General features: G+C 53.9%; 12 protein-coding genes. All 12 read right to left on the reverse strand.

Features of this window, described 5'->3' with window-relative positions; genetic code table 11:
- Position 1 precedes the first annotated feature (1 nt).
- The 12 genes from Q0X64_RS09600 to dnaE all read right to left on the reverse strand — a co-directional run bounded on the left by Q0X64_RS09600 (position 2) and on the right by dnaE (position 14,324).
- Positions 2-784 carry a DUF1223 domain-containing protein gene (locus tag Q0X64_RS09600; protein WP_297811939.1) on the reverse strand — a complete coding sequence of 261 codons (783 nt, stop codon included), beginning with the start codon at positions 782-784 and terminating at the stop codon, positions 2-4.
- 23 nt (positions 785-807) lie between these two features.
- Positions 808-1,881 (reverse strand): tRNA pseudouridine(13) synthase TruD, encoded by a 1,074-nt coding sequence (gene truD, locus Q0X64_RS09605; protein ID WP_297811942.1) that lies wholly within the window; start codon positions 1,879-1,881, stop codon positions 808-810.
- Positions 1,882-1,890: 9 nt separating this feature from the next.
- The gene (ispF, locus tag Q0X64_RS09610; RefSeq protein ID WP_366517506.1) at positions 1,891-2,358 is read right to left on the reverse strand and encodes a 2-C-methyl-D-erythritol 2,4-cyclodiphosphate synthase; all 468 of its coding nucleotides are present in this window, start codon (positions 2,356-2,358) and stop codon (positions 1,891-1,893) included.
- Entirely contained in the window at positions 2,358-3,068 is a 711-nt protein-coding gene (gene ispD, locus Q0X64_RS09615) for a 2-C-methyl-D-erythritol 4-phosphate cytidylyltransferase (protein WP_297811944.1), read from the reverse strand. The genes ispF and ispD overlap by 1 nt, the downstream gene beginning before the upstream one ends.
- On the reverse strand, positions 3,061-3,354 hold the full coding sequence (gene ftsB, locus Q0X64_RS09620; protein WP_297811947.1) for a cell division protein FtsB: 294 nt from the start codon (positions 3,352-3,354) through the stop codon (positions 3,061-3,063). Before ftsB ends, ispD begins: the two co-directional genes overlap by 8 nt.
- Positions 3,355-3,357: 3 nt before the next feature.
- A complete protein-coding gene (gene eno / locus Q0X64_RS09625; protein WP_297811950.1) occupies positions 3,358-4,641 on the reverse strand; it encodes a phosphopyruvate hydratase in 1,284 nt (427 codons plus the stop codon).
- Positions 4,642-4,679: 38 nt separating this feature from the next.
- Complete coding sequence (gene kdsA / locus Q0X64_RS09630) at positions 4,680-5,525, reverse strand: 3-deoxy-8-phosphooctulonate synthase (RefSeq protein WP_297811953.1); 846 nt, start codon at positions 5,523-5,525, stop codon at positions 4,680-4,682.
- Entirely contained in the window at positions 5,522-7,162 is a 1,641-nt protein-coding gene (locus Q0X64_RS09635) for a CTP synthase (protein WP_297811956.1), read from the reverse strand. Before Q0X64_RS09635 ends, kdsA begins: the two co-directional genes overlap by 4 nt.
- A gap of 103 nt (positions 7,163-7,265) precedes the next feature.
- Positions 7,266-8,603 carry a tRNA lysidine(34) synthetase TilS gene (gene tilS, locus Q0X64_RS09640; protein WP_297811959.1) on the reverse strand — a complete coding sequence of 446 codons (1,338 nt, stop codon included), beginning with the start codon at positions 8,601-8,603 and terminating at the stop codon, positions 7,266-7,268.
- Between the two features lie 18 nt (positions 8,604-8,621).
- A complete protein-coding gene (gene accA / locus Q0X64_RS09645) occupies positions 8,622-9,578 on the reverse strand; it encodes an acetyl-CoA carboxylase carboxyl transferase subunit alpha (RefSeq protein WP_297811962.1) in 957 nt (318 codons plus the stop codon).
- 56 nt (positions 9,579-9,634) lie between these two features.
- On the reverse strand, positions 9,635-10,732 hold the full coding sequence (locus Q0X64_RS09650; protein ID WP_297812187.1) for a PilT/PilU family type 4a pilus ATPase: 1,098 nt from the start codon (positions 10,730-10,732) through the stop codon (positions 9,635-9,637).
- 91 nt (positions 10,733-10,823) lie between these two features.
- Positions 10,824-14,324, reverse strand: a complete 3,501-nt coding sequence (gene dnaE, locus Q0X64_RS09655; RefSeq protein ID WP_297811964.1) for a DNA polymerase III subunit alpha — start codon at positions 14,322-14,324, stop codon at positions 10,824-10,826.
- Positions 14,325-14,350: the final 26 nt, after the last annotated feature.

Consider the following 14,350-nt stretch of genomic DNA (forward strand, 5'->3'; position numbering starts at 1 on the left):
ATTATTTTTCTGTCAATGGCATTGAGAGTCCCTGCAGGACATAGCCGTCATTAAGGTTCTGTACCACTGCCACCAGGCTCATCTCGTTGAGCTTCCAGTCCGATGCCAGCGTGATATCAGCATCAATGTCTGTGCTGCCGTCTGGGTTAAGGTCAAACGGTCCCAGCCAGCGGCGGACCAGGTTCTGATGGTTAAAAACGGCGCCTATATTATCACCTCCGCCTATCTCACTGATAATGTTGTCTTCAATTAGCGCCAGATAGACTTTGCTGTGCTTTCTGTTATCAGGGTCAGGGACAGACACGCTGCTGTGAATTTCTAATTGCTGATCGCTTTTTTCGGCCTGCAGTTTGATATCGGCCTCGGCATCAAAATCATTGATGAACTCAATCGCTGTCACACCGTGCTGACGCCAATTGTGGACAATTTCACCGCCGATAAACACGCCAGGCGTGAAAACGGTCTGATACAGGTTAAGCCGCGCCAATTGCTTTTGCCGTTCGCTATAAAACGGGGTCGCAAAACGATCAACCCAGCCTTTTTTCTGATCCAGGTAATCGATATGAAAAGTCAGCGCGATCAGTTGCTCGCGCGCAAAACCCTGTTCAGGCAACTCGCGGCTCCAGCGCTCGGCAGGCGGACATTGGCCACAACCTTCCGACACAAACAGCTCCACCACTGCAGCTTGTTTGTCGCCGCTTTCTGCTTCCCATCTGTCGGCATAAGCATTATCGAACAGCAGAAATAACAATAAGCCCAGCCCGGTGATTGTCTTGTTCAGCATATTAAGCCCCTGTGATGCCTTTATTACTGAGAAAAGTCAGGTTTTACGGAGTTCCGCAGGCTTACGTCGGTAATGTCGGCCAGTTCCCTTAACACAGCGGTAGCATAACTGCCGGGTGGCAGAAAAAAACTGAGTAATAAATCTTCGCCTTGCCACAGCCAGGAGAACTGCTGAGGCCTCAGCCGCAGCGACCGGCGTTCTTGTTTAAGCCCTGCCTGCTCAAGGCCCTGCTGCCAGTCTTGCCAGTCAGCTAATACCTGCTCTTCCAAAGCCAGAGCCCGCTGTTGGCTCAAGGGCCGTCCCCTGCCCCACAAGGGTCCGGTAGGGTGAATATCAAAGTCGTTCAGCCGCTTTTCAACCCCGTCATCGTTGCTGCCGGGCAGAAACACACTGCCTGACCCATCAAGCTGCATCATATCGCCGGCCAGCCATTGCTGCCAGTTGTTCAGCCTGACCCTCTCTGACACAACCAGGTTAAACAGCCAGGACCGCCCCGCGGAAAGAATCATTTTGCGCTGCTGGCTTTTTTTAGGTTTCAGCGCCTGTTCAAACCATTGCTGAGCACGTTGCAGATTATTCAGACTGTGACCAAAGCGCTGCTGGGCGAAATAATTGGGCACGCCGAAACTTTTAATGCGCTCAAGGTTCTGTTCCCAGCGCGCGGTGTCACCTTCAATATCAGTGAGCAACAGGCTGAACTGATTGCCCGCCAGCACACCGCGTTTGAGTTTTTTTGTATGTTTAGAACGCTTCAGGATACGGTAGTTGTCAGCGTTAAACTGATCCCAGTCCGGCTCATCATGACCCTCAAGCTTGATACTGAACCACTGCGTAGTCACGGCATGGCGATCTTTGAGTCCGGCATACCCGACTGCCACCGAATCAACACCGGCAAAACGGGCCAATTGTCCCGCCAGCCAGTCTGTGTTGCTGCTGGCCTTTTCAATTAACAGAAAAGTATGTCCGCCCTCACCGGCCAGTTCAAAAGGCAAATGTTCATCGACCCGGAAGTGTGTCGGCTGCTGCCGGATACTGGCCCTGCATAAAGCGGCATCCGCATTGGCTCTGGCCAGTTGATTAAAATCAAATTCCGCCACCGGCTAAGCCTATTTGATCAACACTACGGCATGGGCGGCAATGCCCTCTTTGCGTCCGGTAAAGCCCAGCTTTTCGGTTGTAGTGGCCTTGATATTGAGTTCTGCTTCACTGATTGCCATATCATCCGCCAGCAAAGCTTTCATTGCCGGAATATGCGGTGCCAGTTTTGGCGCCTGCGCCACCACTGTGGCGTCAATATTACTGACCGCCCAGCCACGTGCAGACAGATCAGCAATAACCCGCCTCAGCAGCACCCGGCTATCGATATTTTTGAAACTGTCATCGGTATCTGGAAAGTGATGGCCGATATCCCATAATCCAGCCGCTCCCAGCAAAGCATCACAAATCGCATGGATCAGCACATCACCGTCGGAATGGGCTTCCAAACCGTGGCTGTGAGGAATGTTAACGCCGCCGATGATCAGCGGACAGTTATCAGCAAAGCGATGAACATCAAAGCCGTGACCAATACGCATTAGGATTGCTCCGCCTGTTGTTGCATATAAAGAGAAGCCAGCGCCAAATCTTGGGGCACTGTGATTTTGATATTGTCCTGATGGCCTTCCACCATCATCGGCTGCCAGCCGGCCAGTTCTATCGCACTGGCTTCATCGGTCACCGTCAGGCCCTGTTTTGAGGCCGTTTCCAAGGCTTTTTTCAAAATGCCCAGGCGGAACATCTGCGGGGTCGCGGCCCGCCACAAGCCATGGCGATCCACTGTTTCCAGAATTTGATTATCGGCATCCGCCCGTTTGACCGTGTCATTGACCGGGATCCCCAGAATGCCGCCGACCTGGTGGGTGAGCAGCGTTTCCAGCATACGGTCAATATCCTGCTGACGCAGGCAGGGTCTGGCCGCATCATGCACCATCACCCAAGGATCATCATCAGTATGCTCGGCCAGCGCATACAAGGCATTGAGGACCGAATCAGCGCGTTCTTTCCCGCCTTTGGCGAACAACAATTCACAATCAGGATTGAAATCAATTTCAGACCACCACGGATCATCATCGGCCAGCGCCAATACAATACCTTTGATCTGAGGATGGGCAGCGAGTCTTTCCAGCGTGTGTTGCAACACCGGTTTGTTGTCGAGCGTCAGATACTGCTTGGGTCTATCAGCCAGCATACGGCTGCCGATACCCGCCGCCGGCACCACGGCCCAGACATTCTCGGTATTACTCATCCTGTTGGGCGTCGCTTTCGATCACATGAAAAAAAGTCTCGCCCCGGCGAATCATGCCCAACTCACTGCGGGCACGTTCTTCCAAGGCATCGAGACCGCTTTTCAGATCCTGTACTTCGGCCGTCAGCACCTGGTTACGCTCGGCCAATTTGTCATTGTCGAGCCGTTGTTTTTCCACCTGATGATGCAGACGCAGCAAGGAAGGCAGCCCGTCATGACTGAACCAGAGTCGGTATTGCAGCAATACCAGGAATATGGCCAGCACAATCATAACGGGTTTAATCATGGCTTAGGGTTTAACGTTAAACGCCTTGATACCGGGGTAAGTCGCTTTGTCACCCAGCTCTGCTTCAATACGCAGCAACTGGTTGTACTTGGCAACACGGTCCGAACGGGACAGTGAACCGGTTTTAATCTGACCGGCATTGGTAGCCACAGCCAAGTCGGCGATGGTGGTGTCCTCGGTTTCACCACTGCGATGAGAGACGACCGCGGTGTAACCGTTTTCTTTGGCAAGGTTGATGGCATCCAGCGTTTCAGACAAGGTGCCGATCTGATTGACTTTAATCAGAATCGAGTTACCCACGCCTTTATCGATGCCTTCCTGCAGAATCTTGGGATTGGTCACGAACAGATCGTCACCGACCAGTTGCACTTTATCACCCACCTTATCAGTCAGGACTTTCCAGCCGTCCCAGTCGTTTTCGTCCATGCCGTCTTCAATGCTGATAATGGGGTACTTGCTGACCCAGTCAGCCAGCAGATCAGCAAATTCAGCAGAACTCAGTGAGCGATTTTCAGAAGCCAGTACATACTGGCCATCTTTATGAAACTCAGAACTGGCCGCATCAAGCGCCAGCATGATGTCTTTGCCTGCTTCATAGCCAGCGTTTTTGATCGCTTCCAGAATGACTTCAATCGCTGCTTCGTTGGAGGGCAGGTCCGGCGCAAAGCCGCCTTCATCACCGACTGCAGTGTTAAGGCCACGACCATTCAATACTTTTTTCAGTTCATGGAACACTTCAGCGCCATAGCGCACAGCTTCACTGATACTGTCAGCACCCACCGGCATAATCATGAATTCCTGCAGATCGACGCTGTTATCGGCATGTGAACCACCGTTGATGATATTCATCATCGGTACCGGCATCACTGCCTTGTCGTCAGTGGCAAAGAATTTATACAAAGGCTTTTTAGCATCGGCTGCAGCCGCTCTGGCAGTTGCCATGGAAATCGCCAGCAGCGCATTCGCACCGAGACGGGCTTTATTTTCGGTGCCGTCGGTTTCAATCAGCTTATTATCGATGGCACGCTGGTCTGCAGCTTCCATTCCCAGTACAGCTTCACGCAGTTCGCCATTTACGGCGGCCACAGCTTTCAACACGCCTTTACCCAGGTAACGGCTTTTATCACCATCACGCAGTTCTACGGCTTCACGTTCACCGGTAGAAGCACCGGAAGGTACTGCAGCACGGCCCATGACGCCGCTTTCCAGGTGCACATCTGCTTCTACCGTTGGGTTACCGCGTGAATCGAGGATTTCACGTGCTGTTACGTCAATGATCTTGCTCAATGCTCTGCTCCCGTAATCAAATTTTGTATTTTTTGAATTTATCGCGCTGCCAGTAAGGCATCTTCAATATAGTCTTGCTGCTTGACCGTGCTGTCGATGGCCTGCAGTGTCTCCAGCAACGCTGACATTTTGTCCAGCGGCCAGGAGTTGGGGCCATCGCTCAGGGCTTTTTCCGGTTCCGGGTGGGTTTCCATAAACACCCCGGCGACACCGGTCGCCACGGCTGCCCGGGCCAGTACGGGCACAAACTCGCGCTGACCACCGGAAGCGCCGCCCTGTCCACCCGGTTGCTGCACCGAGTGGGTGGCATCGTAAACCACCGGGCAATCCATACCGCGCATCAAAGGCAGACCGCGCATATCGGAAATCAGTGTGTTGTAGCCGAATGAGGTGCCGCGCTCGCAGAGCATGATTTGCTCATTGCCGGTCGCTTTGGCTTTTTCCGCCACATGCTGCATATCCCAGGGCGCCAGAAACTGGCCCTTTTTGATATTGACCGGCAGACCCTGCTGGGCAACATTGACAATAAAGTTGGTCTGACGACACAGGAAGGCCGGGGTCTGCAGCACATCAACCACGCTGGCGACTTCTTCCAGCGGCGTGTCTTCATGCACATCGGTCAATACCGGTAAGTTGTACTGTTTTTTGACCTTTTCCAGGATAGCCAGTCCGGCATCCAGACCGGGGCCCCGATAGCTCTTGGTTGAGGTACGGTTAGCCTTGTCAAAAGACGATTTATAGATGAGCGAGATACCCAGCTTGTCAGTGATTTCCTTGAGCTGACCCGCTACATCCAGGGTCATTTGCTCGCTTTCAATCACACAGGTACCGGCAATCAGAAAAAAAGGCTTGTTATTGGCCGCTTCAAAACCGCACAGGTTCATGAGTGACTACCCCGCTGTTGTTTGTTGGCCTTGGCCGCATTGATAAAGCCTTCAAACAGCGGATGACCGTGACGCGGTGTCGAAGTAAATTCCGGGTGGAACTGACAGGCCACAAACCAGGGGTGATCCGGGATTTCAATCATCTCAGCCAGGCTTTGATCCTTGGACATACCGGAAAAGACCAGGCCGGCCTGCTCCAGTTTCTGCATGTAGTTGTTGTTGAATTCGTAGCGGTGGCGGTGACGCTCGACAATTTCATCAGCACCGTAAATATCGCGGGCCAGGCTGTCGGGTTTGAGCTTGCAGGTATAGCCCCCCAGACGCATGGTGCCGCCCAGGTCGGAATCATGATCACGTTGTTCGACGCTGCCATCGGCATTCTGCCATTCGGTGATAAGGCCAATCACCGGATCCGGCGTCTCCAGATCAAACTCGGTGCTGTAGGCCTTTTCCATACCGGCCACATGGCGGGCATAATCGATCACAGCGACCTGCATACCCAGACAAATACCGAGGTAAGGAATCTTGTTTTCACGGGCATAACGGGCGGTGGCAATCATGCCTTCAACGCCGCGTTCACCGAAGCCACCAGGCACCAGGATTGCATCCATGCCCTCTATGCGGGAAGTGCCATTTATCTCCACCTGCTCTGAGTCCATATAATGCACGTTGACCTTGGTGCGCGAGTGAATACCGGCATGAATCAGGGATTCGGACAGCGACTTATAGGCTTCGGTCAGATCCATGTATTTGCCGACCATGGCGATATTGACCTCGCCTTCTGGCTTACTGAGGTTGTCATAAACCCACTCCCACTGACTCAAGTCGGCGGGTTTGGCATCCAGCCCCAGTTGCTTGACCACAATGTCATCCAGCCCCTGGCGATGCAGTTCCATCGGGATTTTATAGATGCTGTCGACATCAATCGCGGAAATAACCGCTTTTTCCGGCACATTGGTAAACAGCGCAATCTTACGGCGCTCGGATTCCGGTAATGGCCGGTCAATGCGGCAGACCAGAACATCAGGCTGAATACCGATGGTGCGGAGCTCTTTGACCGAATGCTGCGTCGGTTTGGTTTTTATTTCACCGGCCGAGGCAATATATGGCACCAATGTCAGATGCAGGAACAGCGCACGTTCACGGCCCAGTTCCGTGGCCATCTGCCGGATGGTTTCCAGAAACGGCAGCGACTCAATATCACCCACAGTACCGCCGATCTCAATCAGCGCCACATCGGCATCATCGGCGCCGGCATAAATGCACTGTTTGATTTCATCGGTAATATGCGGAATCACCTGAACGGTGTTACCCAGATATTCACCGCGGCGTTCTTTGCGGATCACATTTTCGTAGATCTGACCGGTCGTGTAGTTATTACGACTACTCATATCTGCATCAATGAAGCGCTCGTAGTGGCCCAGATCCAGGTCGGTTTCTGCGCCATCATCGGTCACGAACACCTCGCCATGTTGCAACGGACTCATGGTGCCGGGATCGACATTGATGTAAGGGTCCAGTTTCACCAGGGTGACCTTGAGACCACGCGCTTCAAGAATAGCAGCCAGTGATGCCGCGGCAATCCCCTTCCCCAGAGACGACACAACACCACCAGTGACAAATATAAATTTAGTCATATTATGGAGAGTTCAAAATAAACGACGCGGCCAGAATAGCTGCGCTCAAAATAGGGTATAAATTATCAGAATTGCCCAGTTCGCTCAATCAAAAACTGGTTTATCAAGGCTGTTCCAACAGCGGCAGCCAGCCCTTTTCACCGATATCCGCGGCGTAATGCTCGGCGTAGCCATAGCCCACCACCGCAATCAGTTCCTGCCCGACAAAAAGCAGCGGGATTTGAGTGCGCTGCCAGGGCGGCACGCCCCACTCCTGAAACAGCTGTTTCAGGGATTTGTGCTGGGCATGGCCCTGCAACCTGATACGCTCGCCACCCTGACGAAATTTCAACATTATCTGACTGTTTAACACATGCGGTTTGAGCCCTTGACCGGAACTGAGACGCCAGTGCAGTCGACGGCCATCACCCAGGGTCATCGTCTCGGTGCCGTTGATAAGGGTTTCGCCCAGATCAGTGCGGTCGGTTTCTGCTGACTCAATAAACAACTGATCCCGGTAACGTCTGACCAGTCCACCCGGCCATTCAACATGCGGGTTTTTATCTTCGGCCGCCAGACAGACTTCTTCCAACACCCGCTGCAAAATGGCAGCAGACGGTAATGGCAGTTCAGCCGTTTCAATGGCATAACGCAGCAGATTACGCTGACGGGCCTCAGGCAGTTGCGTCAATGCCGAAATCGACAGACCATCACTGTCCGTTAACAAGACTTGCCCGGCATCGAGCTGTGCCAGCCCGCGCATCAACACGACAGCTTCACGGCAGTGGTCAGCACTGCGGCTGAGGGTGGTGGCCATTCCCGGCCAGCGTTGTTCCAGCAGTGGCCAGATGGCATGGCGCAGATAATTCCGGTTCAGGGTCTGATCGTCATTGCTGGGATCGTCAATCCATTGCAGCTTATGCAGCTTTGCATAGCTCACAATGTCAGTTTTGCTGATGCCGAGAAATGGCCGGATCACAGTCAGGCCCTGATTATCGCTTTCTTCTGCCATTGCCGATAGACCAGCCGGTCCGGCGCCGCGCAGCAGTTGTAATAACAAGGTTTCGGCTTGATCCTGCTGATGCTGTGCGGTGAGCAGAACTTCATTATCAGCCAAATCAAAGCGAAAGGCGTGATAGCGGGCCTCACGGGCCGCGGCTTCCAGCCCCAGTTCATCGACACTATCAACTGACACGCTGACAGACTCAAAACTGACGCCCAAATCAGCCGCAGTCTGGCGGCATTGCACAGCCCAGCGACTCGAGTCTGGATGCAATCCATGATCAATATGAAGTGCCCGGATGGCGGGCAATTGCGGGTGGTGGGTGGTCGCCAGCAGATGCAGCAGAACATGCGAGTCCACGCCGCCACTGTAGGCGACGCAGACTGCTCTGTCATCAACCTGACGGATCAGGTCAACAATAAACTGCTGGGGATTCAGGGCTTTGTGGCTGGATGCCATGATGTCTGCCCCTGTTGATTAACCCTCAAATTCGCCGTAATTGAGGATCCGCTGCTGACGGCGCTTGATCAGGTTCTCATGGGAGACTGATTCCAGTTCTTTAAGCTTGGCTTCCAGCGACTTGCGAACCCGGGCAGCCATTTCCTCGACATTGCGGTGCGCACCGCCCAGTGGTTCCGGCACCACTTCATCAATGAGTTCAAGCTGTTCCAGGCGGTCGGAAGTGACGCCCAGGGTGGCTGCCGCATCAGGCGCTTTTTCAGCGCTTTTCCAGAGGATAGAGGCACAGCCTTCAGGGGAAATGACCGAATAAATACTGTACTGCAGCATCATCAGGTGATCAGCCACGCCCACGGCCAATGCGCCGCCGGAGCCACCTTCACCAATCACGGTACTGATAATCGGAGTCTTAAGTTTGGCCATTTCGTAGAGGTTACGGGCAATCGCCTCACTCTGACCGCGTTCTTCCGCACCAATCCCGGGGTAAGCGCCTGGGGTGTCAATAAAGGTCAGTACCGGCATACCGAAACGCTCGGCGGTTTTCATAATGCGCAGCGCTTTACGATAGCCTTCCGGTCGGGGCATACCGAAGTTACGGGCGACTTTTTCCTTGGTATCTCGGCCTTTCTGATGACCAATGACCGCCACCGGACGACCATTGAGGCGGCCGATACCGGTGACCAGCGCCGCATCGTCGGCATAGGCTCGATCACCGTGCAGTTCTTCAAAGTCAGTGATGATGTGCTTGATATAATCGAGCGTGTAAGGGCGCTGGGGATGACGGGCCATCTGTGTGACCTGCCAGGGCGTCAGCGAGGAAAAGATAGACTTGGTCAGCGACTCGCTTTTTTCCTTTAACTTCTGAATTTCTTCAGTGATATTAAGATCACTGTCGTTACTCATGTAGCGCAACTCATCGATCTTCGCTTCCAACTCGGCGATGGGTTGTTCGTAGTCAAGGAAGTTTAACTGCATCAGGTTACCCTTACATCCAAAAATGACGAATTATACACACTGGGGAGCGGCAAAACTCAGTTGAGGATCAATTCATCCTCAGCATCACTATCCATAGAGCCTTCGCCCAGACGAATTGCCAGACTCAGATCATTGCGTGAGTCGGCATTATTCAGCGCCTCATCCATGGTGATTTTGCCAGATTGATAGAGCTTGATCAGTGCCTGATCAAACGTGATCGTCCCCGGATCAGTGGACTCTCTCATCGCATCCTTGATACTGCCAATCTCACCCTTGTTGATAAGCTCGGAAATATAAGGCGTGTTCAACATGATTTCTACTGCCGGCACCCTGGCATTGCCATCCACGGTCGGTAACAGGCGCTGGGAGATGATGGCCCGCAAATTCAGTGATAAATCCATCAGCAACTGACGGTGCAGGGTTTCCGGGAAAAAGTTGACGATGCGATCCAGTGCCTGGTTAGCGTTGTTAGAGTGCAGCGTGGCCAGACACAGGTGACCGGTCTCGGCGTAATTGATGGCGTGTTTCATGGTGTCCATATCGCGGATCTCACCAATCAGAATCACATCCGGTGCTTCACGCAGGGCATTTTTCAAGGCGTTTCCATAGGACAGGGTATCAATGCCGACTTCACGCTGTTGCACGATGGAGCGCTCATGGCTGTGAACAAATTCCAGCGGATCTTCGATGGTGAGTATATGCGAGCTGGAATTGCGGTTGCGGTGACCGATCATCGATGCCAGCGTAGTGGATTTACCGGAGCCGGTCGCCCCAACCACCAGCACCAGGCCACGTTTTTCCATGATGATATCGCCCAGCGATGCCGGCAGATTCATTTCTTCAAAGCGCGGTATCTTGGTCTGGATATAACGGATGACAATGGAGCATTCACCACGCTGACGGAAAATATTCACCCGGAAGCGCCCCACGCCTTTGAGGGGCACGGCGAAGTTCATTTCCAGCGTATCTTCAAACAAGGCGGCCTGCTCTTCACTCATCATCGAATAGGCCATCTCACGCACATCACCTGGTGCCAGGCGCTGTGTACCCACCGGCCGGATTAGCCCCTGAATTTTGATATGGGGTTCAGTGCCGGTGCAGAAAAACATATCTGAGGCTTCCTTGTCCGCCATCAGCCTGAAATACGGTGTCATATCCACGTGGTCATCCCTCTTTTCTGTGTTTTCCCAATTAGCCTAATCCTACACCATTGTTTCAGGGCAATAAATCGCTGCCGTCAGGGCATTAATTGCTGTTGACCGGCGCCCCGCTGTAACGAACACTGACCGCCACCTCACCGGGCAGAGAACCCAGTTGACTCAGCAATGTATCACTGGGTGTGACCTGCCATTCATTACCCAGGCTGAAACGGGCACTGGCCTGCTGGTTGCGATAACGCAGCTCCAGTCCCAGGCCACCGCCTTTGAACGGGGTCAGCGTGGTTTTCAGCCCTTCCACCCACTGATTGGCTTCATCGCGGCTGGCGATATCAATCTGCAGCGCGCTGGCAAAGGCTTCGCGGGCACCGGTGATATCAAACACTTTTTCCGCGGTAGCGGCCAAACCACCGGTGAAATTGTCCTGACCGATTTTGCCCTGGATCACCACCAGCTTGTCGGGCTGAATAAAGGCCTGATACTGCTCATAGGCTTCGGCAAACACCCGCACTTCCAGCCGACCACTCTGATCATCGAGGGTAATAAACGCCATGCGGCTGCCGTTTTTAGATTTCATGGTGCGAATCGCCACCACCAGCCCGGCCGTCAGTACCGGTTTTTCATTACGCTGATAGCCCTTGGATTCGGGGGCATCCAGATCAGTAATTTTCTTGGGGATAAACTGTGCCAGCTCTGCTTCATAGCGGTCGATAGGATGGCCGCTCAGATACAGTCCCAATGTTTCTTTTTCCGCCTGCAGCAAATGCTCCTCTGCCCACCTGGCAGCCTGCTCCAGCGGTTCGTCCTGATTGGAATCCGACGCCGGTGTCAGACCAAACAGATCATTCTGACCACTGGCCTGATCACGGCGATGCTGCTCGGCAATCTGCATCGCTTTACCCAGACTGGCATCGAGGCTGGCACGATGTCCGCCCAAAGAATCCAGTGCCCCGGCCTTGACCAGCGACTCCATCACCCGGCGGTTAATCTTACGCATATCCACGCGGCGGCAGAAATCAAACAGGGACTCAAAAGCCTCGCCCTGTTCGCGCTCGGCAACAATGCCTGCCAAAGCTGATTCGCCGACCCCCTTGATAGCCCCCAGGCCATAACGGATGGTGCGTTCGTCTTCCACCGTGAATTGAATCTTGCTGTGATTCACATCCGGTGGCTGGACATTGAGCTTCATATCCCGGCATTCATCGATTAGCCCCACCACTTTATCGGTGTTATCCATATCCGCCGACAATACCGCCGCCATAAAGGCCGCCGGATAGTGGGCTTTCAGCCAGGCAGTCTGGTAGGCCACCAGGGCGTAAGCGGCCGAGTGCGACTTGTTGAAGCCGTATTCGGCAAACTTTTCCATCAGGTCGAATATCGGCCCGGATTCTTTTTCCTCTATCCCCCGATTGGCGGCGCCCTCCAGAAAAATTTTGCGCTGCTTGGCCATTTCTTCGGGTTTCTTCTTACCCATCGCCCGCCGCAGCATATCAGCGCCGCCCAGACTGTATCCGGCCAGCGTCTGCGCGATCTGCATCACCTGTTCCTGGTAAACGATAACCCCGTATGTGGGTTTGAGCGCCGGTTCCAGATCCGGATGCGGATAATCAACCCGGGCCCGGCCGTGTTTACGGTTCACAAAGTCATCAACCATGCCAGATTGCAGCGGCCCGGGCCGGAACAAAGCCACCAGCGCGATAATGTCTTCGAAAGTATCGGGCTGCAGGCGTTTGACCAGTTCTTTCATACCGCGCGATTCCAACTGGAACACGGCGGTGGTCTCACAACGCTTGAGCAGGTCAAAGGTGGGTTTGTCATCGAGTGGCAGATTGGTGATATCAATCTCATCCACCTTGTCACCGATCAGGCTGCGCACATTATTCATCGCCCAGTCGATGACGGTCAGGGTTTTCAGACCCAGAAAGTCGAATTTCACCAGGCCGACGCTTTCCACATCGTCCTTATCGAACTGCGACACCAGGCTGGCACCATTGTGTTCGCAGTAAAGCGGCGTGTACTCGGTCAGTTCCTTGGGCGCGATGACCACGCCACCGGCGTGCTTACCGACATTACGGGTCAGACCTTCCAGTTGCAGCGCCAGATCGATCAGGGTTTTGACTTCTTCTTCGTTATCGTAGCGCTCTTTGAGTTGCGGCTCCTGCTCCAACGCCTTGGTCAGCGTCATTTTCAGTTCAAACGGCACCAGCTTGGCCAGCTGATCGACAAAGCCATAGGGATGACCCAGTACCCGGCCCACGTCGCGCAACACGGCTTTAGCCGCCATGGTGCCGTAGGTAATGATCTGGGAAACGTGGTCACGGCCATAATGCTGGGACACGTATTCAATCACCCGGTCGCGGCCGTCCATGCAGAAGTCGACGTCAAAGTCAGGCAGCGAGACCCGTTCCGGATTCAGGAAACGTTCAAACAGCAGGTCATATTGCAGCGGATCCAGATCGGTAATTTTGAGCGCATAGGCCACCAGCGAACCGGCACCCGAGCCCCGCCCCGGTCCCACCGGTACACCATTATTCTTGGCCCACTGGATGAAGTCGGCAACAATCAAAAAGTAGCCGGGAAAACCCATGCTGTTAATCACATCCAGCTCTATCTGCAGACGCGCTTCGTAGGGGGCTTTGTTGGATTCTCGATCAGCCTCACCGGGAAACAGCACCTCGAGCCGCTCTGCCAGGCCCCTGTAGGATTCCTCAGAAAAGAACTCATCAATGGTCATGCCTTGCGGCACCGGGAAGTCTGGCAGGTAGTGCTCACCCAGGGTGAGTTCCAGGTTACAGCGCTTGGCGATTTCCACCGTGTTGATCACGGCTTCCGGAATATCCTCAAAGAGTTTGTTCATTTCCTCGGCGCTGCGCAGATACTGGTGCTCTGAGTACAGGCGCGGCCGGCGCGGGTCATCGAGCTGGCGGCCATCATGAATACAAACTTTGGCTTCATGAGCCTCAAACTGATCCGACTTGAGAAAACGCACGTCATTACTGGCCACCACAGGAATGTCGTGTTCGGCGGCCAAAGCCACGGCGGCGCGGATAAAGCGTTCTTCATCCTCACGGCCGGTGCGGATGAGTTCCAGGTAAAAACGCCCCGGAAACAGCCGCTGCCAGAATGCCAGTTGCTCGCTGGCCTCCTGCTTTTGATGATTGAGCAAGGCACGGGCAAGCGCCCCTTCACGTCCACCGGACAGACAGATAAGTCCTTCAGTCTGACCTTCCAGCCACTCGGCATCCAGCATCGGCACGCCTAAATGCTGTCCCTCGCGGTAAGCCCGTGACAACAAGCGCGACAGGTTATGAAAGCCTTCCAGGTTCATGCACAGCACGACAAAGCGTGTGCTCTGCTTGGCATCGTTGGGATCACGCAGCCTGAGATCGGCACCCAGAATGGGTTTCACCCCGGCCTGCATCGCCGCATTGAACAGTTTGACCGCGGCAAACAGGTTGTGCTGGTCGGTAATCGCCACCGCCGGCATGCCGAGGTCGACAACGCGGCTGACCAGCGGTTTTACCCTGACCAGACCATCAATCAGGGAGTAATCGGTATGAAGATGCAGATGAACAAACTGTTCGGCCATGGACAAGTTAAACCTGTAACAAAATC

Source organism: uncultured Methylophaga sp. (assembly GCF_947259025.1).
Classification (GTDB): Bacteria; Pseudomonadota; Gammaproteobacteria; order Nitrosococcales; family Methylophagaceae; genus Methylophaga.